Here is a 26624-nt window from a genome sequence, read left to right on the forward strand (position 1 = left end):
GGTCAGTGAGAGGTCTGCAGCAGGGCCGCCGCGCTGCGGTCGACCAGGAAGCGGGGCGACGCGCACTGCGTGAGGATGGTCGCCGGCCAGTCCGGCTCGTACGCCTCCGCGGCGGCGAGCCGGCGGACCGTGCCCTGCTTGTGCTCGCCGGTGACCACCATGATGACCGAGCGAGAGAGGTCGCGGATCGTGCGGATCCCGACGGTGACGCCGTACCGCGGCGCATCCTCCAGCCTCCCCAGCGTCGGGAAGGTGCCGAGGTTGTCGCGACGGGTGTCCTCGCCGAGCGCCACGACGCGCGTGAGCGTGTCGGCTGCCGCGCCGACCGGGTTCAGGGCGACGTGCCCGTCGGACGCGCCGGAGGCGAGCAGGAACACATCGATGCCGCCTGCCGCTTCGAGTGCACGGTCGTAGTCGCCCTCCTGCGCCTCCGGATCGGGAGACCACAGATTCCGGTCGGGGATGCGGCGCCCGGGACGCGCCGCGGCGTTCAGCCGATCGACGATCTCGCGCCGGCCGAAGCCGAGGCAGCTGTGCGGCAGCGCCGGGTCGACGGCCCGGAAGCCGTCCGCCGTCTTCTCGACGTACTCGTCCATCAGCGCGACGACGACCCGGCTGAGGTCGAGGTCGCGCTCGGCGACGAGGACGGCGAGCTGCTCGTAGGTGGTGAGGGGGCTGCGCCCGCTCGGGCAGCCCAGGACGAACGGCCGGCCGGCGGCGGTCGCGGCCTGGATCGCGTCGGCGATCAGTCCGGCGGCCGTGCGGCCCACCTCGTCGGGGGTGTCCAGGATTTCAGGCGCGATGCGCATCGGGGCTCCTTGTCGGGGAAGAGGGGTGAGGCGGGACGGGGATGCCCGTCACTCCTTGATCGCGCCGTTGAGCACGCCGCTGATGAAGTGCCGCTGGAAGAACGCGTACAGGATCAGGACGGGCACGGCGACGATCAGGGAGCCCGCGGCCAGCAGGTTCACGTCGAGGGTGTTCTTGCCCTGGAACACGCCGAGGGCGAGGGTCGCCGGCTGGATGGAGGGGTCGGCGATGAAGACCAGGGAGAGGAAGAAGTCGTTCCAGGTCCACATGAACGACAGCAGTGCCAGCGTCAGCACCGCTGGGCGGGAGATCGGCAGCAGGATCTGCCACAGGATCCGCCACGAGCGGGCGCCGTCCATCTCGGCGGCCTCGATCAGCGACGACGGCACCGCGCGGAACGTGGCCCGCATCCAGAATGCCCCGAAGGGAACGCCCATCCCGATCTGGATGATGATCAGCCCGAGCCACGAGTTCGTCAGCCCGATCGACTGGAACGTGTAGTACAGCGGGATGATGAACACTTCGGCCGAGATCATCAGGCCGAACAGCACCAGCGGGAAGAGGACCTTCTGACCGGCGACCCCCAGCACGCCGAAGGCGAAGCCGGAGAGGATCGCGAGGACCGTCTGGCCGGCCACCGCGCCGATCGTGATCACCGCGGAGGCGAACATCGCCGAGCCGAAGCCTCCCGCGTTCCAGGCGGTGACGAAGTTGCTGAACTGCGGGTGCAGGAGGTCCAGCTGCCCGCCCCGGTTGGGGCTGAGCGAGGTGAACAGGAACCAGACGACCGGGAAGAGGACGAAGACCGAGACGAGGATCAGCACGGAGTGGTTGAGCAGGCGCTCGGCGCGGGAGATCATGCGTTCTTCTCCTCGGAGAGTTTGGTGATGACCAGGGCCACCAGCAGGCAGACGACGGCGAGGATGATGCCGATCGCGGCGGCCATGCCGACGTCGGGGTTCAGGAACGCCTTGCGGTAGAGCAGCAGGGCCGGAGTCGTCGTGGACGTTCCGGGCCCGCCCTGCGTCGTCACCCACACCAGGTCGAAGGCGCGGAGGGCGCCGGTCACCGTGAGCGTCAGGGCGACAGCCACCTGCCCCTTGAGGCTGGGCAGTGTGATGGAGAAGAACTCGCGGATGGGGCCGGCCCCGTCGATCCTGGCCTGCTCGTACAGCTCGACCGGAACGGCCGCGACGCCTGCGACGAACAGCACCATGCAGAGACCCATCGCGGTCCAGGTGCCGATCACGCCGAGAGCGGGGAGCGCCCAGGTGAAGTCACCCAGCCAGTTCTTGGCGAGGTCGCCGAGCCCGACGGCGCGGAGTGCGGAGTTGAGCGGCCCGTCCGGTCCGTAGATGCGCTTCCAGATCACCGCGACGACCACGCTGGTGAGCACCTGCGGGAGGAAGAGGAGCCAGCGGTACACGCCGCTCCCCCGGGTGGTGCCCCGGCCGAGCAGGGCCGCGGACAGCAGGCCGAGCGCGATCGGGATGAGCGCGAAGAACACCACGAGCACCAGCACGTGGCCGAGCGATTCGAGCAGAGCCGGGTCGGTGAAGAACGAGACGTAGTTGCTGACGCCGACCCAGCGGGCGGCGCTGACCCCGTCCCAGCTGTAGAACGAGTAGTTGAGGCTCTGCCCGATCGGGACGAGCACGACGAAGCCGTAGAACAGCAGCGCTGGAGCGGCGAAGGCGAGCCCCAGCCAGCGCCGCCGACGGGCGCGCGGCGAGAGCGATCGCCGAAGCGTCTGCGACCGCGTGGACCGGCCGCGCACCGCCGGTGCAGCGGCCGGTGCTTCCGGCCGCTGCACCAGTTCGGAGGAGGACATCGGCATCAGCCCTTCGCCCGCTGGGCCTGGAAGGCGTCGTAGTCCTTCTGGCCCGCGTCGGCGAGCTGCTGCGGGGTGACCTGCCCGGCGTACAGCTGCTGGAGCTGGCCGCCGATCGTGTCGAGCATCGACGGCGTCGACCAGTCGAAGTAGGGCGTGTACCCGTTGTCCTTGTCCAGCGCCTGCTGCGCGGTGATCTCGGTCGCCAGCTCCGGCTTGCCGCCGGGGATGGTGAGGTCGGAGTGCAGCAGCGGCAGGAAACCGTGGTCCACAGCCTCCTGGGCGGCGGACTTGCTGGCCATGAAGTCGAGGAAGGCAGCCGCGGCATCCGGGTTCTTCGACTTGGACGAGATGGCCAGGTTGGCAGCGGATGCGCCCGTGCCCACGACCTTGTCGCCGTCGACCTGTGGCAGCTGGACGTAGCCGAAGGTCTGGTTCTGGGCGTCCGAGAAGGGGAGCGAGCCGGTGTACTCGAACCGGAAGGCGGCCTTGCCGGTGAGGAAGTCGTTCTGAGCGTCCGCGTACTGGATGCCCGCGTAGTTCGGAGTGAACCAGCCGTCGTCCGCCCACTTCTTCACGTCGGTGGCGGCCTTCACGATCCCCGTGTCCGTGATCGGGACATTGCCGCTGGAGTAGACGAAGTCACCGATCTTGTCCGCCGGAGCGTAGAGGTTCTGCAGGGCGAACAGCATCGCCGTCGCCGAGCCCTTGTCCTGCGAACCGTAGGCGAGCGGCACCTTGCCGGCGGCCTTCACCGCTGCGGCGTCCTTCTCGAAGTCGGCGAGCGTCTTCGGCACCGGGAGGCCGAGCTGATCCAGGATCGCCTTGTTGTAGTAGAGACCGATCAGCGACGACCGGGCCGCCGGCGTTGCGTACAGCGAGCCGGTGCCCATCTGCTTGCCGTCCGGCGTGAACTCCAGCTGCCGGGCGATGGTGTCGGGGAACTCCTTGTCCCAGCCGTAGAGCTTCGAATAGGCGTCGAGGTTGAGGATGCGGCCGCCCTTGGCGAGCGTGCCCATCGACTGCCAGCCGTTGTTGACCAGCGCGATGTCCGGGCCGTTCGGGTCGGCGAGACGGAGGTTGACCGTGTTCATCACCTGGCCCCAGTCCTGGGTGGTCCGCTTGATGGTGATGTTCGGGTGCTGCTTCTCGAAGTCCTTGACGACGGCATCCATCCACTTGCCCTCGTCGTTCTGCCAGAAGTCGAGGATCTTGAGGGTGACGTCCTTGCCGGAGACATCCGTGGAGACGGGGCGGGAGGAGCCGGCCGCCGTCGAACCGCCCGGCGCGCACGCCGTGAGGCCCAGGGCCAATCCGGCTACCAGAGCGATGGCTCCAGCGAGGTGACGCTTCTTCATGCGAGTCTCCTTTAACTCGTCGCGAGTTCTTGCGCCGCCGATCGGCGCGGAAGCAACGCTAACCATAACCAGCTCAGTTAGTCCACTTCGGGACGGATTAACAACCATTCCGTGAACTGGTATGCCGATCATCGGCCGCTGAGAGGGGATTCCACGCCTCCTCGAGGACCCGGTGAGCTCGGAAAGCCATCCAAGAAAGCGGACCAGTCGGGCATTTGGTTGGAAATTCTGTTGCGACTGGCATAACTGGACTTCTTATGTCTAGCGTTGGGGAGGCACCGAAGCCGGTGCCGTGGCCCCGGACGGTGCGAGGAGAGACAGATGACCCAGGTGGTCGGTGTGGACATCGGCGGCACGAAGACCCGCATCGTCGTCGCTTCCGCCGACGGCGCAGATGCCGATGCCGATGCCGCGTCGCAGGAGCTGCTCGTGCCCTCCTCGACGTGGCGGAAGCGCCTGGGCGACTTCGCGGGGGATGCGGTCGCTCTGCGCGACCTCCTGATCGATGGATTCGGCCCGGGCATCCTGGAGTCGGCCGTCGCCGTCGGCGCCCACGGGTGCGAGAACAGCGAGCAGTGCCTCGCGTTCCAGACCGAACTCAGCGCGGTCCTCGAGGGCCCCGTGCTCGTCGTCAACGACTCGGAGCTGATCGCCCCGGCGATGGGCGACGAGGGTGCGATCGGCGTCGTCGTCGGCACCGGCTCGATCGCGACCGTTCGCGATACCGCGGGCGAGCTCGTCACCGCCGGAGGCTGGGGCTGGCTGCTCGGCGACGAAGGGAGCGCCCCCGGGCTGGTACGCGAGGCGACCCGCGCCGTGCTCGACGATCTCGACGGCGGCGGCGCCATCGACCCGCTCGGCCGCCGGCTGATGGCCGCCTTCGGCGCGGCCGGCGGCGACGAGCTCGCTCTCGCCGTGACCGATTCGGCAGCGGCGGAGACCTGGGGCGCTCACGCCCCGGAGGTCTTCGCCGCGGCCGATGAAGGCTCCCGCCTGGCGATCACGGTGATCGACGACGCGGCCGACTCGCTCGCGTGGCTCGTCGAGCGCCTGCTCGACCGGGGCATCCCGGCGGACGGCGTGGTGGCGGGCGGCTCCGTGATCGAACGGCAGCCGCGGCTGCAGGAGGCGTTCCGCTCGGCCCTCGCCCGGACCCACCCGATCCTCCCCGTCGCCATCCTCGACAGACCCCCGGTGCTCGGCGCCGTCGCCCTCGCGCGCCGGCTCGTCCGCACCTCAGCCACTCATCCCCTCACGATCGGAGACATCCAGCCATGAAAGTAACCCTCATCGGAGCGGGCAGCCGCGAGTTCGCCGGGACCATCATCCGCGACCTGCTCCTGAGTGAGCCGATCGCCGAGAAGGGTCTCGACATCGTCCTGATGGACATCGCCGCCGAACCGCTCGTCGAGATGGAGGACTACGCCCGCGGCCTCATCGCGCAGCTCGACCACGGCGCCACGGTCTCCTCCACCACCGACCTGGATGATGCGGTCACCGGTGCGGATTTCGTGGTCACCGCGATCGAGGTGAACAGGTACCACTACTGGTCGCAGGACTTCACCGTGCCTCGCACCTTCGGCTTCCGCCAGGTGTACGGCGAGAACGGCGGCCCCGGCGGCCTGTTCCACGCCCTCCGCCAGTTCGGTCCGCTGCTGCAGATCGCCCGCGCCATCGAGCGCCTGGCGCCGGACGCGCTCTTCATCAACTTCTCCAACCCGGAGCACAAGGTGTGCGAGGCGATCACCCGGCTCACCTCGGTGAAGGTGGTGGGCCTCTGCCACGGCTACTTCCAGGGCGCACGGCAGGTCTCCGCCCTGCTGGAGCGGCCGCTCGACGAACTCGACCTGGCCGCAGCGGGCATCAACCACTTCACCTGGTTCCAGCGGGTCCGCGACCGCGCCACCGGCGAGGACCTGTATCCGGTCCTGCGCGAGCGGGAGCGCGACGCCAACTGGGTGTCCGACTGGCACGAGGTCGGCCTGTCCCGCATCCTGTTCCGTCGCTTCGGCCTGTGGCCGTCGCCCAGCGCGAACCACATCGGCGAGTACCTCTCGTGGGCGGACGACTACGTGCCGGCGCAGCTCCAGTACTTCCACGACCCTGCCGACGGTTCCCCGTGGCGCGAGGGCGCGGCGACTCCGGAGTGGTACTACGAGATCCGCTTCGCCGACACGGACCGCCCCTACCAGCCGCCGAAGCACGCGCAGAAGTCGCTCGAGGCCACGCTCGCGGACCGGCCGCTGGTGTCGTCCGAGGAGCTGGCCATCCCCATCATCGAGTGGATCGCGTGCGGCGTCGAGCGCGACCTGCCGGCGGTGAACCTGCCGAACCAGGGCGCCATCCCGGGACTTCCCGACGACATGGTCGTGGAGGTCGCAGCGACGGTCGAAGACGGACGGTTGGTGCCCGTCGCGGTCGAGCCGCTGCCCGAGGGCATCTTCGCCATGGTCCGGCTGCAGGGCAGCATCCACAAGCTCCTCGTGGAGGCCTACGCCGAGGAGTCGAAGGCCAAGCTGCTGCAGGCGATCCTGCTGGACCCGGTGGTCGACTCGCACAACCGCGCCGTGGCCATGCTGGACGAATTCCTGGAGCTGCAGAAGGACATCCTGCCCCCGCTGCGCTGAATCCGACCGCGCGACCGGAGGCGTTCCTCGTCAGGAGCGGGGCCTCCGGTCGTCGTCATTCCGCGCGATACAGGTCGGCGTGGAACCGGTACGCGTCTCCGCGGTAGGTGTTGAGACCGAGCAGGACCGGCGTGCCCGCCCGGTCGTAGGCGATCTCACGGCCGACGAGGACGGGGCTCCCCGCTGCGATACGCAGGAGCGCCGTGTGCTCGGCGCCCGCCGCCTCGGCCTGGACGCTGTACGCGCTCCGGTAGATCGAGACCGCGCAGTGCGTCTGGAGGCTGTCGTACAGCGAGACATCCGTCAGGTCGACGTCGAGCAGCGGATGCGCCACCGTCAGCGGCAGCACGTTCCGGTCGACGCAGATCGGGGTGGAGTTCATACCGCGCAACCGCACCAGTTCGAGCACCTCGGCGCCCGGGGTGATGCCCAGCCGGTTCGCCTCGTCCAGCGTCGCCGTCCTCACCGCCTTCTCCAGCACCTGAGCCGTCGGCGTGTGACCCCGCTGGCGTGCCATCTCGGTGAAGCTCTGCAGGGTGCTCGGCGGCTCCCCCACTGTCGGGCTCGGCACGAACCAGCCGCGCTGCGGCGAGCGCGCGACGCGGCCCTGCCGCTCCAGGTCTTCGAGCGCCATGCGGACCGTGCTCCGGCTGACGTGCAGGCTCTCGGCCAGCAGCCGCTCGCCCGGGAGCTTGGTCCCCGGCTGGTAGATCCCGTGGTTGATGGCGTTGCCCAGTTCACGGGAGACCCGGGTGGTGATGGTCGGAGTCTTCACCCACTCAACATACCAATCGGTCCACTGACCACCGATTGCGGACACGTTGGTACAACTGGGCCGGTCCTCAGGCGCTCCTGCGAACGAAGTGACGGTGGCGCGGCCGGCGCTGTGCCGGCCGCGTCACCACCCTTCTACGCTTCGCCGTTGCGGCGGCGGCGGATCAGCATCAGGACTCCGCCGACGGCGAGCAGCACGACAGCGAGGCCGCCGGCTCCCCAGCCGATCGTCGATCCGGTGGAGGCGAGTGCCGCGACGGCAGCCGGGTCCACGGTGTGCTTGGTCGCGCACCCGGGGTTCTTATCGGGCGCCGGGACGCAGGAGGCGATGGCATCCGGGCTGGTGACCGCGTTGGCGATCGTCTCATCGCCTGCGCCGGTCACGACCACCGAATACGTGATGGTCACGACCTGGCCGACGGCCAGGGGGCCCGTCCACGTCAGGTGGTCGCCATCCCGCTTCACGGTTCCGGACGTCGCCTTCTCGTCCCCAGCCCAGTTCGCGTCGTCCAGCACCTTCGACAGGTCGTCGGTCAGGTGACCGGTGACCGCGGTGCCGCCGGTCTGCGTGACCCGGACGGTGTAGTGGATACGGTCGCCCGGCTTCACCGTCTTACCCGACGCCGGGTCCGACGTCTTCGAGAAGGTGTAGCGACCCTCCGTGTGGTGGGTGGTCGTGCACTCCGACGCGTCGCGGCAGCCCTCGGAGGTGACCACGTTGACGAGCGAGCCGTCACCCGCCTGCGTGCCGTTCACCGTCACCGAGTACGTGACATGCGCGACGCCGCCGACCGGTATGGTCCCCGTCCAGTCCAGGTGGTCACCGGTCACGGTCGCCGCGCCGATGTCGGAGGCGACGTCGCCGTTGTAGGCGGCGTCGTCGGTCACCTTGGAGAGGTCGTCACTGAAGGCGGCGTCCGCCGGTGCGCTGCCGCGCTGGGTGACGGTCACCGTGTACGTGATCGTGTCGCCGGCCTTCACCTCCGCGCCGCTCGCCGGGTTCGACGTCTTGACGACGTCGTAGGCCACCAGGTCGATGCCGGCCGGGTCGCACGGGATGGTCGGAGCGACACCCGAGTCGGCCGGGGTGTCGGCCGAGGCGCACGCCGTGTTGACGAACGATCCGCCGGGCAAGGTGTCGTCCAGCGCGAGCGTGTAGGTGTGCGACTGCTTCTCACCCGGAGCCAGCGAGGCGACCTGGAACGCGCCGGCGGTCGGGTTCTTGTCGTCCGTCACGTTCAGGTTCGTGAGCGTTCCCTGGCCGGTGTTGGTCACGGTGATGCGGTAGTTGACCGTGTCTCCGTAGTGGAACACCGGGTAGTCGACCGCACTGTTCGCGTCGTGCCAGGTGCCGTCGGCGGCCTGGACCTCCTTCAGCAGCTCGGCCGAGTAGTAGGCCGCAACGGTCAGCTCTGCGGAGGTCCGCATCACGAGGGCCGTGTGGCCCGCGATGGACTGCGCGCGGTTGACGAGCGTGTCGCCGCCCTTCACGCCGTCGGTGGCGATGTGCACGCCGAATGCCTGAGAGGCGCCCGGCGCGAGCGAGCCTCCGATCACCCGGATAGCGGTGGCGTTCGTCGGCATGGTCGTCGTCCACCCGGCGGTGTTCCCGGTCGGGTCGCCCGGCACTGCGCCGTTCTGGGCGTTCGACGGGTCGTCGGAGAGCGTCTTCGGGTCGGCCGTCGTGTAGTAGACGGTCGCGCCGAGCGGGACATTGACCGAGGTCAGCGCGTACGAGCCGGAGAACGCGGTCCCACGGCCATCCCCGATGTACGGGAGGATGTCGATCGTGTCCGTGAACGGCTGCGTGACCGGGTCGTACGACTTGACCGTCACCGTCCAGGATCCGGTGCCCGTGCCATCCCCCTTGAGGTTCGGGATGAACGGCGCATCGGCCGTCTTGACCACCGTGGTGTAGCCGTCGGTCGCGACGGTCACCTGCGCGGCCGCGGACTTGGAGAGGCCGCCGTAGCTCGCGGTGACCGAGTTGGTCAGCGCCGAACCGGGCGTGACGGTGCTGTCGGCCACAGCCTGGTAGGTGAGGGCGTGGTCCGCGTTCGTGGTCACACCGTTGAGGGTCCAGGTGAGCACCTGCTGGCCGGAGCCGTTCGTGGACACAGCAGGAGCCGGGGTGGCGGAACCCGCGACGTACGTGACGCCGGCCGGGAGGGTGTCCACCAGCTGGTAGCCGTCGACAGTGGCCGGGATAGCGCCGGCGCCGTTCGCCGAGTAGGTCAGCGTGTAGACGGCCGGATCGCCGGGGCTCACCACCGCGCGGTCGACGCTCTTGGCGACCGACGGAGTGGCGGTGACGATGCGAACAACATCACGGAACCCGGTCGTGCAGGGGTAGCGGGAGCCGGCGGTCGGGGTGATGCAGCTCTGGCCGTTGAACCATCCGTCCGTGGTGGCGTCGAAGTCGATGATGCCGGAGAAGAACGACCAGACGTCCGTCCCCGCCGCAACCGTCGGCTTGATCGTCTGATTGACGACGGCGGTGATGTTGGACTGAGTGGACAGCTGCTCGAATTGCCCCTGCGTGCCGATGATGCGCATCGCCTTCACCGTGGTGAGGTCCGCCGGCTGCGTGGTCGTCCATCCGGTGGTGGACGCACAGTCGAAGGCGTTCGGGTTGTAACCGGCGCTGGCCGGGTCCACGGTCGGGTCGGTGCCGACGTAGTATTCCGCCGTCGCGCCGATGGTGTTGTCGGTGGCCGGCTGCGCCCAGGCCCACCCAGCGAAGGTGACGTACTTCGTGTCCAGGGCCGTGCACATCCCGACCCGGTGGTCGTCCGCGCGATCGGTGTGCAGCTGGTAGGCGGTGTCCATGTACTGGCCGACCGTTGTGCCTGCGGAGACGCGGTAGGTGTCGTCCCAGGTCGTGCCGCCGCTGTTCGTGTAGCCGCGGCCCCAGCCGGACGAGTAGAGACCGGGCGTCGTCCACGCCTTCGACTCCGCATTGTTGGAGGCGTCATCCTGAGCCGTCTGCCCCGAGACCGACGTGTAGGTCGGTGCGTTGGAGTTCAGCACGGCCGAGCCAGACGACGCCGTGTTCACGCGGATCCAGATGGACCCGGACGTGAGCGCGACCTGGTCGACGGGGAGACGGTTGCCGGCGGAGTCGAGCGTCGGCGGGTTCGCGGGCGCGTAGTCGATGCCGGTGATGGTCAGCTGGAACGTGTTCGCACCGGTCTGGGTGATGACGCAGGTGCCTGGCGGCGTGGTCAGCTGCCTGGCCGGGTGGGTTCCGCCCGACCACGGGTGACCATCAGCCGCGGCAGGGCCGGAGAACGGGGTGCAGCCCTTCGCGTCGACGGACACGCCGGAGCCCTGCGGGGATGCGATGTTTAGAGCGTAGGTGATCGACTGTGGGCCGGCTTCGCTTCCGACGGCCTTGCTGAGCGTCCACTCGTAGTCCACGAGGTATCCGCCCGCGCCCACCGAGAAGGTGGGGGTGCCGACACCCCAGCGCATGTCCATCCCGAAGGCGTTGGTGATCGCGATCGGGCTGAGGTCCGCCGTCTGGCCGCCGATGGCGCCGCTCGCGGTGATCTGGCTGCCGGTGGGGCCGTCGGCGACGATGGGCGCCTGGAGCGCGACCGCGGTGCCTTCCTGCTGCGTTCCGAGGTTGCAGACGAGGGTGTGGCCGTCGGCGGAGATGCTGGAGGCCGGGGTGACGCCGGTCGTCAGACACAGTGACGGGGTCGACGCGAACCGCCCGTTCTGCGCCGTGACGGTCACCGTCACGTTGTCGACCGGGTTGTTGGCCGGGGCTTCCGCGTCGTCGTTGACGTTGACGCGCCACACGCCGGTCACCACGTCGCCGCTCTTGACCGTGGTCGGGGTGCCGGGCGCCCAGGTCCCTTCGATCTGGTAGACCGGCGCCGCCATCGCCGGGGCACCGACGAAGGCTGTGGCCAGCGTCAGCGTTCCCGCGATCAGAGCCGCGAGCCAGCGCCACGGCGAGCCCATCCTCAGACCAGTCCGGTGGGCGCGTTCTTCCCGATATGCAGACACAGCGGCATCCCCTTCATCCTGCGTCGATGAAGCGCGACCCGTTGCGAGACCGATCGCGCCTCCGGGGCCGAGGTTAGCGGGCCACTGGGTCTCCGCGGTCGGTTTTCACCCTCGCTTCACCCTGGATCGAGCTCCATGGCCCCCGGCCGGGGCACGTGGTCGAGGGGTCAGAACCGGTCGGCGGCTCATCCTGCGCGCTGCCCTCCGTCGAAGCGCGGGGAGGCGCGGCGGAAGTGAGGATCGCCGCGCCTCCACGTCTAGACGACGAGCGAGGCCGCGTCGGTCGCGGCCGTGCCCGTCACGATCGGGGTCAGGTCGACGTCGCGTCCATCGATGCGGAACGCGTACCGGCCCGTCTGCTCGATGACCGAGGTCTCCTCCATGTACTCGGCCAGCTGCTCCCGCTCGGCGGCGTTCAGCCAGGCGACAGGGTCGGAGGTGGACCGGAACTCGAGGATCGCCGCGGTGTCGCGCAGCGCCTGACGTTCTGCGTCGTCGAGAAGGTTGCGGGCGCTGCGGAAGTACACGGCGTCCGGGTCGACCTCGTACAGGCGTTTCATCCAGATCCGGTTGATCGAGGCGACGATCGAGTTGCGTGCGCCGACGCCCGAGGGGTCGTCCGGCCGCTCAGCGTTGTCCCAGAACGCACCGACGTCCGGTCCGACCCGGGCGCCGTCGAAGACGCCGACGCTCGGGATCATCGGCACGCCGCATCCCAGCAGGTACACCGAGTCGCCCACCACGGAGCGGATGTGCTGCACCGCCTCCCGGTAGGCGGTCTCGCGGTGGACGGGGGCGTGGCGGTTCCCCGCGACCGCTCCCGCGTACATGAAGTCGAGCTTCAGGTAGCGGAAGCCCCAGCCGACCACGTTCTCGAAGACCTCTCGCAGGTGGTCCTTCACCTCGGCCTGGGTCGTGTCCAGCGAGTAGTAGTGGGAGCCCCAGTTGTAGCCGGTGATCAGCGGCCGGCCGTCGTCGTCCTGAACGAGCAGGTCGGGACGGCTGCGCGCGAACTGGGAGTCGGGCAGGGCGATCAGCGGCGCCAGCCAGAGCCCCGGAGTGAAGCCGGCATCGGCGATGGTCCGGGCGGTGGCGGCCATCCCGGAGGGGAAGTCCGGGCCGGCGGTCCAGTCGCCGACGATCGGCTCCCAGCCGTCGTCGAGCTGGAAGACGTCGAACGGGTAGCCCGACAGGTCGGCGACCGTGCGGGCCACGAGTTCCTCGTCGATGCCCTCGAAGTAGGAGTACCAGCTGCTCCAGACGGTTCCGGCGCGGCCCGAGCGCCGGCCCAGGCGCTCGGAGACGAGGTCTGCGTAGTCGGCGAACACCTGGGTCTCGGGCCCGTACGCGACGAACCAGTCGGCCACGTCCTCCTCGCCCCTGCCCCACAGCACGTTCCCGTCGGCCCCGACGCGCGGAGAACCGAGGCCGAGTGCGCCCACCAGCAGGACGTTCCCATCCGTGCCGGTCACCGCCCCGACCGCTGCGCCCGAGTGGGCGTGCGGGGTCTCGTTCGCAGCGTCGTCCGCCGTGAGCAGGCGGCCGGGGCTGTTCTTGATCCCGATCGTCGCGCCGTCGGTGCGCGCCCACCCCGACGGGCTCCATGAGTTCCAGCCGTGGCGGTAGAACTCCGTGTCGCCGAACGGGTGCAGCAGGGCGATCGGACCGGCCGGGACGACGAAGCCGCCGCGCGCCGGCTGCGGAGGGCCGGACACGTTGGCGGGGATGCGGAGGCCGCCGAAGTCGAAGGTGTGCAGCATGCTGAGCTTTCTGTGAAGGGCCGTGACGTGACCGTGGGAGCGGGGGCGGCAGAGGAGCCGCCCCCGCCCTGTGCTACGTGACGGCGCTACTTGAAGAGGGCGTTCACCTGGTCGTTCGCCTTGCCCAGCGCGTACTTCGCGTCCTGCTGGCCGAGGGCGACGCTCTGGATGGCGTCCTGCACGATCTGGCTGATCTCGGTGCCGTGGTAGCTGATCGGGATGATGAACGTGCCGTCCTTCGCCTGCTGCTCGTCGAGGAACACCTTGGCGTTCAGCCCGTCCTTCTCGCGGACGGCGGCGGACTTCTCCGAGGCCTCCTTGATCGCCGGGAACACGACGCCCGTCGCGGCGACAGCGTTCTGGCAGTCGGCAGACGCCAGGTACTTGACCCACTTCCAGGCCTCGTCCTTGTGCTTGCTGCCGGCGTAGATGGCGTCGGACAGGCCGTTGATCGCCGACTTGCGGCCCTCCGGCCCGGCCGGGAGCGGCGCGAAGCCGAACTGGTCGGTCTTGCCCTTGTAGGAGGCCAGGTTGAACGAGCCGAGCGTGGTCAGGGCGCCGCCGTTGTTGGCCAGCACCTCCGAACGGGCGAGGGTGGACTGGACGTCGAGCTTGGGCGCGTAGCCCTTGTCGGACAGGTCGGCGAGCCACTGCACGGTCTTCGCGAGCTTCGGGTCGTCGTAGTTGAACTTCGTGCCGAACGGGTTCTTGTCGGCGTAGGTCCATCCGGCCGAGTAGGCGAAGTTGCCCCAGCCGTTCTGTCCCTGTGAGCCGTCGGCCCACTCGGGCAGGAAGCCGTAGACCTTCACGTTGTTCTTGTCGAACGCGGGGTCGAGACCGTTGTGCCCGTTCTTGTCGACGGTCAGCTTGGCGATCGTCTGCTCGAAGGTTCCGCCGTCGTTCGGGTTCCAGGTCAGGTCGGACAGCGACGCCTCGTCGATACCTGCGGCCTTCAGGTCCGCCTTGTTGTAGACGAGGCCCATGGTGTCCCAGTCCTTCGGCAGGCCGTAGCGGGCATCACCGACCTTCCACAGGTCGGCCAGGCCGTCCACGTACTGGCTCAGGTCGACCTTGTCCTTCTCGACCAGCGGCTGGATGTCGACGATCTGCTTGTCCTGCACGAACTGCGGGTAGTACGAGGCCTGGTCGACCCAGACGTCGGGAGCGCTGCCCGCGGCGATCTGCGTCGACAGGTTGGTCCAGTACTGACCCCATGCGGACTGAGAGATCTTGATGGTGATGTTCGGGTTCTCCTTGGTGAACTGCTGCGCGCACTGCTGGTAGGCGGGCACCTGGGTGTCGTCCCACATCCAGTACTGCAGGGTCACCTTCTCGTTGGAGCCGGAGCCGGAACCGCTGGACGAGCACGCCGTGACTCCGGCGAGCAGTGCGGCGGCGGCGGCGATGGCGGCGACGCGACGAAGCGTTGTCATTCGTTTCTCTCTCTGTGTGGATGGTGCGGGTGTGGATGGTGCGTGAGGGTGGGCGTCGGTCACTTGATGCCGGTGAAGTTGAGCGACTCGACGATGCGCCGGCCGAGGAAGATCAGCAGGATCAGGACGGGGATGACCGAAAGGGTGGAGCCGGCCATGAGTCCGGTCCAGTCCGGCTGCGTGTTGGGCGACTGCTGCAGGTACACGCCGAGCGCGACCGTCATGGTCCGGACGCTCTCATCGCGCCCGATCAGGAGCGGCCACAGGTAGTCCTTCCACGCCCAGACGACCGTGATGAGACCGATCGTGATGAGCGGGCCGCGGCTCATGGGCAGGGCGACCCGCCAGAAGACGCGGATCTTGCCGGCGCCGTCCAGCATCGCGGCCTCCTCCACATCCACCGGGATGTTGAGGAAGAACTGACGGAGGAAGAACAGGGCGAACGGGGTCATCAGGAGGCTGGGGGCCACCATCCCGAACACGTTGTTCAGGAGGCCGAGATCGCGGACCAGGACGAAGTTCGGCAGCAGCGTGAAGATGCCCGGAACCATGAGCGCCGCGATCAGGACAGAGAAGAGCACGTTGCGGCCGGGGAACCGCAGGCGGGCGAAGGCGTACCCGCCCATCGCGCAGAACAGGGTCTGGAAGAACCCGATCAGCGAGCAGTAGACGATCGAGTTCCAGAGGTAGAGCAGGAAGTTGATGGAGGCTCCCGACCCTCCTGCCGCCTGGTCCTCGGCCGGGCTCAGGAACCCGAGGACGCGAGCGAAGTTGATGAACGTCGGGCTGCCGGGAAAGAAGGAGCCCGAGTCCTTGATCACGTCGGCGGCCGGCGTGATCGCCGTCTTCAGCATCCAGTAGAAGGGGAAGAGCGTCAGCACCAGCGAGATGATCAGGACCGTCCAGCCGAGCGCGCGACCGATCGAGAAGCGGCGGCGGGTGGCGGTGCGGGCGGGCGTGGGCGGAGTCTCGGCCGGGGCGGAGAGCACAGGCGTTGCCAGGGGTGTCATGGTCATGGTCGTGTCCTAGGCGAGCTGGGATTCGGAGGCGCGGAGGAGGCGCAGCTGCACGGCCGTGAGCACGCCGAGGATGAGCACGAGCACGATCGCCATGGTCGCGGCGTAGCCCATGTGGAAGAAGTTGAACGCCTGTTGATAGATGTAGTAGTAGATGACCCGGGTGGCGTTGACCGGACCTCCCTTGGTCGTGACGGCGACGGTGTCGAAGATCTGGAACGAGCCGATCAGCGAGACGACCAGGACCAGAGCCATCACGGGCCGGAGCAGAGGAAGCGTGATGCGGGTGAACAGCCTCCACTCGCCTGCGCCGTCGAGTGACGCGCTCTCGTACAGATCGCCGGGGATCTGCAGCATCCCCGCGTAGAAGAGGAGTGCGGTGTAGCCGGTGAAGGCCCAGGTGTTGACGATCGAGATCGTGGGGATGGCCAGCGCCGGGTTGGTGAAGAAGCCGACGGCCGGCAGCCCCATGGAGGTGATCAGGTGGTTGACGAAGCCGAGGTTGGTGTCGAGCAGCCAGAGCCAGACCAGCCCGACGGTCACGTTGGGGACGAGCCACGGCAGCAGCAGGGTCGTTCGCAGCATCACCGAGCGGGTCAGCCGGTGCATCAGTGCGGCCAGGAGGAGCGCGAGGGCCGTCTGGGTCACCACGTTGATGACCACGTACGAGAGCGTGACGCCCATCGAGTTCCAGAACTCCTTGTCCTGGAGGACGGCGGCGTAGTTGTCGAGACCGACGAACGTCGGGTCGCCGAGGAGGCTGTAGTCGGTGAAGGACCACCAGACGCCGCGGATGGTCGGGTAGAGGTAGAACACCGCGAACCCGATGAGCACCGGGGCGATGAAGAACCAGGCGACCCTGCGGTCGTCCCGGAAACGGCGCCGCCGGTGAGGGGAGGCGCCCGCGCGGTTCGCGGCTCTCGGGAGGAGGGCTGTCATCGATACCTCTCCGCGCCGCCGGCGTGCTGCCGTCGTTGGCGCAATGGTCAGGGGTGGGCCTTCGAGCGATTCGTCGGCCGTCGTGCCGCCCATCCGCGGTAAAGTCGGGTGGACGGGTTAATTATGCAACTTGCCGTTATAAAGCGCAAGAGTGAGGAACACATGGCACGAGAGGCTCTCATCCACGGTGCCGAACCGGCCGTCGGCAGCCGTTCGCTGCTGCGACGGATGAACTCCTGGGGCATCCTGCGCGCCGTCCTGGAGCGGCCGCAGACCATGCGCGATCTCGCTGCGGACTCCGGGCTGTCCCGGACGGCCATCGACGCCATCATCTCCGACCTGGTGGAAGCCGGCTGGGTCGTCGCGGCCGAGAGCTCCCCCGCCGGCCGCCTCGGTCGACCGGCCGCCGCCTACCGGCCGGCGCCGGGCCTCGGCCACTTTCTGTCGCTCGACATCGGTGCGAACCACACCTACGCGGTCGTCACGGACCTCACCGGAAAGGTGCGCGGGCACCGCACCGCGTCGACCGCCGAGTCGGATGAGGCGGAGGCGCGCATCGCCACCGCGCTGCACGTCGGCGACGACCTCCTCGACGGCCTCGGCCTCACCCGCGGCGACCTGTGGGCGCTCACCATCGGCTCGCCCGGCGCGATCAGCACCACCGGCGAGGTGCTGCACTTCGGCGGCACGGGTATGCCGGGCTGGATCGGTCTCGACCTGCGCGAGCGGTTCCGGCGCGAATACGACGCGGCGGTGCTCGTCGAGGGCGACGTGGCGCTCGGCGCGCAAGCGGAGCTCGCCGTCGGGGCGGCCCGCGGCCACACCGACGTGGTCTACATCCTCTGCGGCGCGCGTACGAGCGGCGCGTCCATCGTGAACGGCAAGGTCCATCGCGGGGTGCACGGCGCCGCCGGCATCGTCGGAGAGATGCCGGAACTCAGGTGGGCCGATCTGAACGAGAAGTACGGGTCGGCCGTGCTCGCCAATCCGCGTCCCAGCCGCGAGCAGATCTTCGAGTCGGCCCGCGCCGGAGACCCGGCGGCGGTGGAGGCAGTGCGCGAGTTCGCCGACGATCTCGCCACCGGTGCCGCTGCGTTGACGCTGGCCATCGATCCCGAGCTGCTGGTGATCGGAGGCGGGAGCTCGCCGAGCGCGGACATCTTCCTCCCCCGGTTCCAGGAGTCGCTGCGCGAGATCGTCCCCCTGGCTCCGACGGTCGTCGCCTCCACCCTCGGATCGGAGGCCGTCGCCATGGGCGGAATCAGCCTGGCCGCCGACCACCTCACCGCGGTGCTCGACGGCGCCGTTCGCGAGCGGGAGGCCTTCCCGGGCCCGGCGGAGACCCGCGAACTGCTCCGCGGCTGAGCGCCCTTCCCTTTCTCGTCGAAGTGCACCTTGTTGCGCACCGGCACGGCGTGTCGGCCGCAACAACGTGCACTTCGACGAGATGGGATGGGGATGGGGGTCAGCCGGTGGTGAGGCGGTCGATGTCGGGCGCCCAGCCGGTGGGGTTGGCGATGGTGATGGTGTGGGAGGCGCCGGAGGGGATCGCGACGTTCACGGTCACCGTTCCGACCGTGTTCCAGTCCGCTGTCGCCGGGAAACCGACCGTTGTCGCCGTGCCGCCGTCGACCTGGACGGTCGCGGTTCGCGCGACGGCCGAGGCGTACGCGATCCGGAAGCTGGACACGCCGCCGGCCACGCCGGTGAACGTCAGCGTCGCGCCGTTTCCGACGTAGCCGACCTTCGAACCTCCCGAGCACGCCGCGCACGAGGCCACGGCCGCCGTCCCGGTCAGCTGGTTCGATGCCGCCTCAGCCTCATAGCTGTGCGCGGTCGACCCGCCGGTCGCGATCGTCGTCGTCCCCAACGTGAGCCACCCGGACTTCACGGTGTCCTGCCCGGCGTTCGCGAACCGGATGGGCGCGCCGCCGGACAGCGGATTCGTCACCTGGGCGACCAGACGGTACGAGCCCGTCGGCACACCCGTGGTGGGGAAGCTGCCGGTGAACTGCACGGATGCCCCGCTGGCGATGTCCGATACGTGCCACGTCGTGGTCGACGTCTTCACGATCGTGCCGGACGAGTCGACCAGTGCGAGCGTGATCGGCCAGCTGTAGTAGAAGGGAGCGATCCCGATGTCGGAGATGGTCATCCCGACGGATGCGCTGCTTCCCGCGGTGATCGTGGCGGGCACCAGGGCCTCCGTCGCCCGGAGCGAATATCCCATCGACTTCGCACCGGCGAGCGCGTTCGGCTTGTCCGCCGCCGAGTATCCGTTCTGGAACGCGTACTGGTTGAGCAGCCAGCTCACGTGCGTCTGGCTGACGCTGCCCGGGAAGTCGTTGTCCCCGCCGTCCTCGATCACCGGGCATCCGGCCGAGCTGAAGATGCAGGACTGGAGCTCGGGCCGCAGCTCGCCCCCGATGGACTGCGTCTTCCACTTGTTCGTGGCTCCCGCGGCGGTCATGTTGTCCATGAAGTGCCAGCCGAGCGAGCTGGTCTTGGTCTCCAGGGCGAACGAGTCGTCGTGGTAGCCGATCGGCAGCGACGCATTCTGGGCGTTCGGCTGTCGGACCTCCAGCTTGGTGGCGTGGAACGCGTTCACGAAGTCGTTCAGGATCTCGCCCTGCGTCGCATCCGAGGCGAACCAGTTCGGCTGACCGTTGGTGCCGTTGTACGGGTAGGTGTGCCACTCCCCCCAGAACCCGAGAAGGCCGGCCTGGACGAAGCCCACGCGCGCATCCCCGTCGTAGCGGGCGCCGAGTGCGGCGATGAACTGCCCCATCGCCGTGCGGAGGTTGGGATCGTCGTAGTTCGGCGAGACGCTGACGCCGTTGTTGCCGTAGTCGTTGTACGAGTGCGTGGCGAGGCCGCCGTTGAGCAAGTACTGCGGCACACCGCTCGGCTTGGTCGGGTAGTCCAGGTAGAACCGGAACGCCGTCTGGTGACCGCGCGAGGCGATGTCATTCAGTGCACTGTCGACCTGCGACCAGTTGAAGGTGTTCGGTCCGGTCATCACCGCGCTGACGGGGAAGTAGGTCCACTCCATCGAGTACGGGAAGTTCGAGTATGAGCCCTGATACGGGATGAACCCCTTGAGGGGGTTGGATTGCGCCTCGGCTCCGGAGGCGAGGGCAGTCCAGCCGGGGGTGGATGCGGTGGCCGGCGAAGTTGTCGCGGCGCCGATCGCGGGTGCGATGACGGCCGTCGCTATCAACGCGATCGCGGCTACCGTCGCCTGGAAGATCCTCTTCATTGTGACGTTCCTCTCTGAACTGCACGATGCGGGCCTCGAGCGACCCGGCATAATTATGCAACTTGCAGTTATAAGAGGCAAGGGCTGAAAACGGGAGGCCGCGCCGCCCGTTCAGGCGCTACCGGTTAGCCCTCCGACGCCGGACGAGAAGCAGCGCGCCGCCCGCGAGCAGCAGGGCGACGGCGGTCGCCCCGATCCCCCACATGATCGTCGACCCAGTGGAGGCCAGCGGGTCGGCCGGGCTGGGGGCCGGTGCGGCCACGTCCGTGATGCGCGCCGTGGACGGGTCGGAGGCGATCGGATCCCCGCCCGGGGCGGTGGCCGTCACTGTGGCGGTGTTGCTCAGCGCCTGCCCGGTGAGGTCGGCGGCGACCACCGTGTAGACGGCCGTGCAGACGATCGTCTGGCCGGGAAGCAGCGTCGCCGGGGTGGTTTGGCACACCGGCGCGGTGAGGTTCCCGTGCCCGGTGAAGGTTCCCTCGTCGACCTTTGCGCCACTGAGGCTGGTGTTGCCGGTGTTGGTGATCGAGAAGGAGTAGTGGACGGCCTGGCCGGCGTGGGTGATCGCGGTCGTGTCGGAGGTCTTCACCAGGGTGGCAGCTGGTGCGGCCGGTTCGGGAACGGTCGCGTTCGACGGGTCAGAGGCGACCGTGACGATCGACCCTGGTGGAGTCCCGAGCGCGGTGGCGCTGTTGGTGATCTTTCCAGCGTCGAGGTCGGCCTGGGTCACGGTGTACGTGGTGGTGCACACCACCTGTGCCCCCGGTGCCAGGGAGGCCGCCCCCGCAGGGCAGACGGGCGCCGCAAGTGTGCCCGAACCGCTGAACGCGCCCTCATCGATCGCCACGTCCGCCATCGTCACGTTGCCGCTGTTGGTGACCACGAACGAGTAGGTGATCGTTTCACCGGCGGCGAAGCTCGCCGGCGCGGCCGGTGAAGCGGACTTCACCAGCGTGAGGGCCGGCGCGGCGGGCAGAGGCCGCGTGTCATCCGATGGAGCGGAGGTCACGACGGCACCGCCGGGAGCGGCGCCGGTCGCGGTGGCCGTGTTCGTCAGCTCCCCCGAATCCACATCGGCCTGGGTCAGCGTGTACGGGGCGGTGCAGGTCACTGCCTGGGCCGGCGCAACCGTCGTGCTCGGGCACTCGATGGCTCCCAGAGTGCCGGTGCCGGAGAGGGCCGTGTCGTTCACCACAAGGCCCGACAGGGTGACGTTGCCCGTGTTGGTGACCAGGAAGGCGTAACGGACGGTGCTCCCTGCGGCAGCTGCTCCCGTCAGCGTGGAGGACTTCTGGATCGTCAGAGCAGGGCTTGCGGTAGTGGAGACGCTGGCGGTCGATGCGTTCGAGACCGGGGCGGCGCCCCGAACCGGTGTGGCCGTAGCGTTCGCGGTGTTCGTGACCGTTCCGGCATCCAAGTCGGCCTGGGTGATCCGGTAGGTGGCGGAGCACTGGACAGTGGCGGCGGGGGCCAGGCGCCCGGACGGGCAGGTCGCTGCGGGCGCCGTGCCGGTGCCCGAGAAGGAGGTCTCGGTGATCACCGGATCCGCCACGGTGATGTTGCCGGTGTTGGTGACGTCGAAGGTGTACGTCACCGTGTCTCCCACCGCGGAGAGGGTGCCCTGCGAAGCGGTCTTGATCAGGCTGAGCGCGGACTCGGCCGGGATGGTCACGGTGGCGGTGGACGCGGCAGACGTAGGGTTCGTACCCAGTGCAGCTGTCGCCGTAGCGGTGGCCGTGTTGGTGACGACGCCGGCATCCGCGTCGGCCTGGGTCAGCGCGTACGTCGCGGTGCAGGTGACGCTCTGCCCGGGGGCGAGACTGCCGGCCGGGCAGGTCGGAGTCGGTGCGGTGCCCGTGCCGGAGAACGCGGTCTCGATGACGGAGGCCGACGACAGCGTCACGTTGCCGGTGTTGCTGACCAGGAAGGAGTAGGCGATCGGGTCACCGGCGTGCTGTGCCGTCGTCGGGTCGGCGGACTTGGTCAAGCTGATAGCCGGGGCCGGATTGATCGGGATGACGGCGTTCGCGGGCGCGGTGGTGATGGTCGCGCCGGTCGGCGTGGTGGCGGTCGCTGTGGCCGCGTTGGTGACCTTGCCGTTGTCCACGTCCTGCTGGGTGAGGGTGTAGCTCGCTGTGCAGGTCGCCTGCTCGTTCGGGTCGAGCGTCGCCGCCGATGCCGGGCAGTTCACTGCCGAGAGTGAGCCGGTTCCGGAGAACGTGGAATCGTCGACGGCCACCCCGGTCAGCGGCACATCACCCGTGTTGGTCAGGACGAAACTGTAGGTCACCGGCTGCCCGACGGTGTAGCTCGCCGGGTCGGAGGGCGCCGCCGACTTCACGAGGTCCAACGCCGGGTGGATCGCCGTGTTGGTGATGGTGCAGGTGATGTCGTCACCGATCGCCGGAGAGATCGTCTTGGTCGCGCCGCTGCCGGAGGGCAGCACAGTGGGGCTGTTCGTTGCGACGTTCGTACACGCCCACGACCCGAGGTAGCTCGTCAGGGGAGTCGGGCTCCCGGCCGTCATCGCCTCGCTCAGCGTGTACGCACCGCCATTGGGCAGCACGTCGGCCGCACCGGTCGTCGCCGAGTTCGCGACGCCCGTCGTGCCGGAACCGACCGGCACGTTGCCCGGTGCGCGAACGGCGATATCGAACGAGTCGGCCGCGTTGATGCGGCTCGCGACCTGCTTCACCAGCGTGAGCTTCGACGTCTGGATCCCGATGGCGATGCCCGAGCGCTGGGCGGTCACCCACTGGGTCGCGAAGGTTGTCGGGCTGTCCGCGCCCACGATGAGAGCCGTCGACCGCCCACCAGCGATCGTCGTGCCGCCCGCTCCCGTGCCGGCACAGCTCACGGTCGTGGTCCCCAGGCCGACCGGCGCCTTGCACCCCCAGTTGCCGTTCGGGGCAAGACGCTCCAGTTCGTTGATCGGCTTGTCCGAGGTCCAGGTGAAGGACTCCCCTGAGACGTTGTCTTCGGTGTCAGCGGCTACGAACGAGAACCCGGTCACCGGATGACCTTGTGAATCCGTCACCTGGATGTCGCTGAAACTGAGCGTGGCCGATTTGAGACCAGCAGGAGCGGCGAGGCTGTAAAGCGACGGCTTCTTGGCCACCCCCACGTATTGAGTCTGTCCGAACGCGAAGCGTGTCTCGATGGGGGTGGTGACCGCGGCGACGTGCATCACGTTGAAGCCGGCGACGTCGGTGACTTTCGCAGTGAAGCTGGCGATATACCCACCGGAGAGCGTCACCTGCATCGCCTGACCGCTGGTGGTTCTCGCCGTCGTCTCGCTGAAGGACGAGAAGTCGAACCAGCAGGTGGTGTTGGCGTAGTTGCCGTTGCCGGGGGTGTTGTTCGCGTAGTTGCAGCCCTGGCTGGCGGCCGCGGCCGGCTGCGGGGCAGCACCGATGCCGAAGCCGATGAACCCGGCGGCAACGGTCGCTGCGGCCGCGAGAACTGCGGTCAGGCGCCTGGGACGGCTGGCGCGCACTGCGTGCATCGAGCTTCGGCGGTGCCTGGAGGTGCGCATTCGATCCCCTGTTCCGGAGGCGCGGTCGAAATGCGCCGAGCCCCATCCTATTGGCCGACCGGTATGGCGAGGGGATTGTCCGAGGCCCCTCGCGTCACGCCTCCCGCGTCACGCCACCCGCGTCACGCCTCCCGCGTCACGCCTCCCGCGTCTTCGGCGAGCGCTCGTGGGTGTGCGAGGGGTCACGCTCGATGACGTCGCCGAGCACTTCGTCGATACGCCCGAGCAGCTCGTCCGGGATCGTCACGCCCGACGCCTTCACGTTCTCGGTGACCTGCTCCGGACGCGACGCGCCGATGATCGCTGCTGCGACATTGTCGTTCTGCAGCACCCACGCCACCGCGAGCTGCGCCGGCGTGAGGTCGAGCTCGTGCGCGATCGGCGTCAGCTGCTGCACGCGGGTCAGCACGTCGTCCTTCAGCCAGCGCCGGACAGCGCCGGCTCCGCCCTTCTCGTCGGTCGCCCGGCTGCCCTCGGGCAGCGGCGCACCCGGGCGGTACTTGCCGGAGAGGACGCCCTGCGCGATGGGCGACCAGACGATCTGCGAGATGCCCAGCTCTTTGGAGGTCGGCACCACCTCCGCCTCGATGACCCGCCACAGCGCCGAGTACTCCGGCTGGTTCGAGATCAGCTGGATGTTGAGCTCTTTCGCGAGGGCGGCGCCGGCACGCAGCTGGTCGGCCGTCCACTCGCTCACGCCGATGTACAGCGCCTTGCCCTGTCGGACGACGTCGGCGAACGCCTGCATCGTCTCCTCGAGCGGGGTCTCGACGTCGAAGCGGTGGGCCTGGTAGAGGTCGACGTAGTCGGTCTGCAGACGCGAGAGCGACCCGTCGATGGATTCGAGGATGTGCTTGCGCGACAGCCCCACGTCGTTGTGCCCCTTCGGACCGGTCGGGCCGAAGACCTTCGTGAAGATCTCGAGCGACTGGCGCCGTTCACCCTTCAGCGCTCCACCGAGGACCGTCTCCGCTGCCGTGTTGGCATACACGTCGGCCGTGTCGAACGTGGTGATCCCCGCATCCAGAGCGGCACGCACGCACGCGGCCGCGGTGTCGTTCTCGACCTGCGACCCGTGGGTCAGCCAGTTGCCGTACGTGATCTCGGAGATCTTGAAGCCGGAGTTCCCCAGGTACCTGAACTGCATTGTCGTTCCCTTCGCATGGCCGGACGAGGCCGTCCCTGCGATGGTAGGCGCGGTGCGGGCCAACTTTCCAACAGGAGAAACGTCTGGCATTGACTCATGGAGTCGATGAATCCGCGAACGCCCGGACGGCTGGGACACCCGTGTCCATGGCGAGGGCTGCACGGTTCTGGCGGGCGAATGCCGGACTCACCGGCCGTGCGACCACGGACAGGACGCGCAGCATCGGCCTGGGGACGTGCCGTAGGCGGCCGTGCCACCCGCGTTCCGCCTGGAGCGCCTGGGCGAGTTCCGTCATTGTGACCGCTTCGCCGGCCAGCTCGAGCACCCGCCCGCGCACCGACAGGTCGTCGATGGCGCGGGCGACCACCGTCGCGACATCGGCGGCGGACACGAACGGGATCGGCCGGTCGCCGACTCCGAAAATCAGCGGGCGCCCTCCGCTTCCTGCGGTCGCCGCGAGGACACCGAGCCAGGTCTCGCGGTACGCGGGTGCGCGCACGACCGCCCACGGCACGCCCGCCCGGCGGAGGTACTGCTCGGCGGCGTACTTCGCCCGAAACAGATCGACCGGGTGCGTCGGCGACGCTCCGCATACGGACAGCAGCACCACTCCAGCGCCGGCCTCGACCGCTGCGTCGATCAGGTTGACGTTTCCACGTCCATCCACCTCGGCAGGCCCCGCGCCTCGCCCACCGAGGAACCCGTGCACCGCCGACACGACCACGTCGGCTCCTGCCACTGCGCCGCGGATCTCGTCGCGGTCTCTCACGTCGGCGGCGGCCACCTCCACGGTGCCGCCGGAGGCCTCGTCCGCCCGCGCTGTGTCGCGCACGATCACGCGCACCTCCTGCCCCACGGCCAGGAGGTCGCGGACGAGCAGGCGGCCGAGCAGGCCGCTTCCTCCCGCCACGGCGATCATCGCGGGCCGTCGTCCGCGTGCACCTGCGCGCGGACAGCGCCTCCGACGTCGACGCCGTCGTGCTCGACGGGTTCGAGGTAGAACCGCGCCCACGCTGCACGATCGCCCTCCAACCCGAACACGATCACGCCACGCATGAGGTGCGGAGTGCCATCGATGCGCGTGCCGCTCAGCTCCCACTCCGACCACACCTCCGACCCGTCGACAGCGTGCCCGGTCACGCGGGAGGTGATATCGGGGACGAAGGCGAAGATCTGCTGCCAGTTAGCCCGGACCTGCTCTGTCCCCCCGAAAGACCGGCCGGGATGCGCGGGGGTCTCGTTGCGGTATCCCGGTGCGAAGCAGGCGACGAGTGCGTCGAGGTCGTGATCGTCGGTCGCCTGCTGAAGCCGGACGAGGAAGGGATGTGTCGAAGTGGACATGAGGTCCTCTATTTCATTACACTTCTCTGTATCTATTAGTTCGAGTATGGAGCGTCGGGTGGCGACCGTCAAGAGGAGTTATGACGCGACGGCTCGTAGAGCCCGAGCCGAGAAGGTCAGGCAGGAGCTGATCGAGACGGCACGCCGGATGCTGCTCTCCGACGGTTACGCCGCCTTGACGGTCCCGAAAGTTGCGTACGCGTGCGGCGTCTCGGTCGAATCGGTCTACAAGCGGTTCCCCGGCAAGCCGGCCCTGGTGCGCGCGGTCGTCCGCCGGGCTCTGGAAGGGATCGGCCCTGTCGCAGCCGAAGCCCGTTCGGATACGCTGGACGCCGCGGACCTGGCCGCCCTGGTCCGCGGTTGGGGGCGCCTGACCGCCGAGGTCGCTCCGCGGGTGGCCCCCATCCTGCTTCTGCTCGATGGCGCGGCCGGCCACGATCCGGAACTCGCATCGCTCGCCGCAGAGCTGGAAGACGATCGCCGATCCCGCATGGCGGACAATGCCGCGCGCCTCGACGGCGCCGGCCACCTGCCCCCGGGACTCGGCGTCGATGCGGCCACCGACATCCTGCTGGCGTACAGCTCGCCGCAGCTCTACGACCTCCTCGTCGTCCGCAGCGGCTGGGACCTGGAGCAGTACGCCGACTTCGTCTCGGTCGGGATCGCCGCGCACCTCGCCCGGTGAGGGTGGCCGGTGTGCACCCGGGCCCGGTCGAGGTGCGCGGCGATCCCTCAGGCGGCGAGGTCGAGGATGTAGGTCTGCAGTTCGAGGACTCG

General features: G+C 68.8%; 19 protein-coding genes. 4 read left to right on the forward strand and 15 right to left on the reverse strand.

The genetic code is table 11. From position 1 onward, the window contains the following. Positions 1 to 2: 2 nt before the first annotated feature. Genes SB754_RS15010 through SB754_RS15025 form a run of 4 tightly spaced genes read right to left on the reverse strand, consistent with a single transcriptional unit; the run spans position 3 to position 3999 of the window. Positions 3 to 809, reverse strand: coding sequence for a 6-phosphogluconolactonase (locus tag SB754_RS15010; RefSeq protein ID WP_410783111.1), 807 nt, complete (start codon positions 807 to 809; stop codon positions 3 to 5). A 48-nt stretch (positions 810 to 857) separates the two neighbouring features. Beyond that, positions 858 to 1670: a carbohydrate ABC transporter permease gene (locus tag SB754_RS15015; protein WP_410783112.1), complete on the reverse strand. Its 813-nt coding sequence runs from the start codon at positions 1668 to 1670 to the stop codon at positions 858 to 860. Further along, a complete protein-coding gene (locus tag SB754_RS15020) occupies positions 1667 to 2641 on the reverse strand; it encodes a carbohydrate ABC transporter permease (protein ID WP_410783113.1) in 975 nt (324 codons plus the stop codon). The genes SB754_RS15015 and SB754_RS15020 overlap by 4 nt, the downstream gene beginning before the upstream one ends. A gap of 5 nt (positions 2642 to 2646) precedes the next feature. After that, positions 2647 to 3999: an ABC transporter substrate-binding protein gene (locus tag SB754_RS15025; protein WP_410783114.1), complete on the reverse strand. Its 1353-nt coding sequence runs from the start codon at positions 3997 to 3999 to the stop codon at positions 2647 to 2649. 321 nt (positions 4000 to 4320) lie between these two features. Between SB754_RS15025 and SB754_RS15030 the strand changes: the two genes are divergently transcribed. Together SB754_RS15030 and SB754_RS15035 are read left to right on the forward strand one after the other, a co-directional pair. After that, the gene (locus tag SB754_RS15030) at positions 4321 to 5277 is read left to right on the forward strand and encodes an N-acetylglucosamine kinase (RefSeq protein ID WP_410783115.1); all 957 of its coding nucleotides are present in this window, start codon (positions 4321 to 4323) and stop codon (positions 5275 to 5277) included. Beyond that, the gene (locus SB754_RS15035; RefSeq protein ID WP_410783116.1) at positions 5274 to 6626 is read left to right on the forward strand and encodes a hypothetical protein; all 1353 of its coding nucleotides are present in this window, start codon (positions 5274 to 5276) and stop codon (positions 6624 to 6626) included. The genes SB754_RS15030 and SB754_RS15035 overlap by 4 nt, the downstream gene beginning before the upstream one ends. Before the next feature lie 55 nt (positions 6627 to 6681). Here SB754_RS15035 and SB754_RS15040 read toward each other — a convergent pair whose 3' ends face one another. From SB754_RS15040 to SB754_RS15065, 6 genes are all read right to left on the reverse strand, one after another. After that, on the reverse strand, positions 6682 to 7401 hold the full coding sequence (locus SB754_RS15040; RefSeq protein ID WP_410783117.1) for a GntR family transcriptional regulator: 720 nt from the start codon (positions 7399 to 7401) through the stop codon (positions 6682 to 6684). Positions 7402 to 7535: 134 nt separating this feature from the next. Beyond that, the gene (locus tag SB754_RS15045) at positions 7536 to 11372 is read right to left on the reverse strand and encodes a hypothetical protein (RefSeq protein WP_410783118.1); all 3837 of its coding nucleotides are present in this window, start codon (positions 11370 to 11372) and stop codon (positions 7536 to 7538) included. A 302-nt stretch (positions 11373 to 11674) separates the two neighbouring features. Next, on the reverse strand, positions 11675 to 13177 hold the full coding sequence (locus SB754_RS15050) for a glycoside hydrolase family 36 protein (protein ID WP_410783120.1): 1503 nt from the start codon (positions 13175 to 13177) through the stop codon (positions 11675 to 11677). Between the two features lie 86 nt (positions 13178 to 13263). Then, positions 13264 to 14610 (reverse strand): ABC transporter substrate-binding protein, encoded by a 1347-nt coding sequence (locus tag SB754_RS15055; protein ID WP_410783121.1) that lies wholly within the window; start codon positions 14608 to 14610, stop codon positions 13264 to 13266. Between the two features lie 59 nt (positions 14611 to 14669). Next, positions 14670 to 15626, reverse strand: a complete 957-nt coding sequence (locus tag SB754_RS15060; protein WP_410783122.1) for a carbohydrate ABC transporter permease — start codon at positions 15624 to 15626, stop codon at positions 14670 to 14672. Between the two features lie 9 nt (positions 15627 to 15635). Further along, positions 15636 to 16565, reverse strand: a complete 930-nt coding sequence (locus SB754_RS15065) for a carbohydrate ABC transporter permease (RefSeq protein WP_410783123.1) — start codon at positions 16563 to 16565, stop codon at positions 15636 to 15638. Positions 16566 to 16727: 162 nt separating this feature from the next. Between SB754_RS15065 and SB754_RS15070 the strand changes: the two genes are divergently transcribed. Then, the gene (locus tag SB754_RS15070; protein WP_410783124.1) at positions 16728 to 17930 is read left to right on the forward strand and encodes an ROK family protein; all 1203 of its coding nucleotides are present in this window, start codon (positions 16728 to 16730) and stop codon (positions 17928 to 17930) included. A gap of 100 nt (positions 17931 to 18030) precedes the next feature. Here SB754_RS15070 and SB754_RS15075 read toward each other — a convergent pair whose 3' ends face one another. The 5 genes from SB754_RS15075 to SB754_RS15095 all read right to left on the reverse strand — a co-directional run bounded on the left by SB754_RS15075 (position 18031) and on the right by SB754_RS15095 (position 25847). Further along, complete coding sequence (locus tag SB754_RS15075; protein ID WP_410783125.1) at positions 18031 to 19824, reverse strand: DUF4832 domain-containing protein; 1794 nt, start codon at positions 19822 to 19824, stop codon at positions 18031 to 18033. A 118-nt stretch (positions 19825 to 19942) separates the two neighbouring features. Then, positions 19943 to 23359 (reverse strand): hypothetical protein, encoded by a 3417-nt coding sequence (locus tag SB754_RS15080; protein WP_410783126.1) that lies wholly within the window; start codon positions 23357 to 23359, stop codon positions 19943 to 19945. A 136-nt stretch (positions 23360 to 23495) separates the two neighbouring features. Then, positions 23496 to 24506 (reverse strand): aldo/keto reductase family protein, encoded by a 1011-nt coding sequence (locus SB754_RS15085; RefSeq protein ID WP_410783127.1) that lies wholly within the window; start codon positions 24504 to 24506, stop codon positions 23496 to 23498. A 94-nt stretch (positions 24507 to 24600) separates the two neighbouring features. Then, positions 24601 to 25425, reverse strand: a complete 825-nt coding sequence (locus SB754_RS15090) for an SDR family oxidoreductase (protein WP_410783128.1) — start codon at positions 25423 to 25425, stop codon at positions 24601 to 24603. Beyond that, a complete protein-coding gene (locus tag SB754_RS15095) occupies positions 25422 to 25847 on the reverse strand; it encodes a nuclear transport factor 2 family protein (protein WP_410783129.1) in 426 nt (141 codons plus the stop codon). Before SB754_RS15095 ends, SB754_RS15090 begins: the two co-directional genes overlap by 4 nt. 58 nt (positions 25848 to 25905) lie before the next feature. On the opposite strand from SB754_RS15095, the gene SB754_RS15100 reads away from it, so the two are divergent. After that, entirely contained in the window at positions 25906 to 26532 is a 627-nt protein-coding gene (locus SB754_RS15100; RefSeq protein ID WP_410783130.1) for a TetR/AcrR family transcriptional regulator, read from the forward strand. The last annotated feature ends 92 nt before the right edge of the window (positions 26533 to 26624 follow it).

It is taken from the genome of Leifsonia sp. SIMBA_070 (assembly GCF_046534635.1).
Lineage (GTDB): Bacteria > Actinomycetota > Actinomycetes > Actinomycetales > Microbacteriaceae > Leifsonia.